This is a genomic window from Mycobacterium sp. NGS51 (assembly GCF_059812525.1).
Window position 1 is genome coordinate 1 of sequence record NZ_JCALCV010000058.1, and the last position, 754, is coordinate 754.

The window sequence follows — 754 nt, forward strand, 5'->3', positions numbered from 1 at the left end:
GTTGAGCAGTGGCGCGGTCGGGTGTGTTGGGTTAGTCGGTAAGTGGTTTGGTGCGTCCGGCGCGCACGCCGTTGGCGATGACGATGACCTCGGTGAGCTCGTGCACGAACACGACCGCGGCCAGGCCGAGGGTTCCGAAGAGCGCCAGCGGCATCAGCACGGTGATGATGGTCAGGGATAGTCCGACGTTTTGCAGCATGATGTTTCGGGAGCGGCGGGCGTGGTCTAGTGCTTGGGGCAGATGACGCAGGTCTTGGCCCATCAGGGCGACGTCGGCGGTTTCGATGGCGACGTCGGTTCCCATGGCGCCCATCGCAATGCCGAGGTCGGCGGCGGCCAGGGCCGGTGCGTCGTTGACGCCGTCGCCGACCATCGCGGTGGGTCGCTGGGCGCGCAGCTGTGCGACGAGGTGAGCCTTGTCTTCGGGGCGCAGTTCGGCATAGACGTGCTCGATTCCGGCTTGGGCGGCAAGGGCGGCAGCGGTGGCGTGGTTGTCGCCGGTGAGCATCGTCACCGGGTAGCCGTCGGCGCGTAGCCCGGCGATGACGTCGCTGGCTTCCGGGCGTAGTTCGTCGCGCACGGCGATGGCGCCGAGCAGTTGGTTGTCGCATTCGACGAGAACTGCTGTGGCCCCGGCTTGTTGCATGCGGCTCACGTGGTCGGTGAGGTCGGCGGGGTCGAGCCAGCCGGGCCGACCCAGCCGGACGGTGTGCCCGTCGAGGTCACCGGTAAGCCCGGCCCCGGGGATGGCTTG

1 protein-coding gene is annotated in these 754 nt (G+C 68.3%); it reads right to left on the reverse strand.

The features are described 5' to 3' along the window. Positions 1 to 31: 31 nt before the first annotated feature. Positions 32 to 754 (reverse strand): HAD-IC family P-type ATPase (locus AC5Y5W_RS24950; protein ID WP_500014160.1); only part of this gene is annotated, 723 nt, incomplete at its 5' end.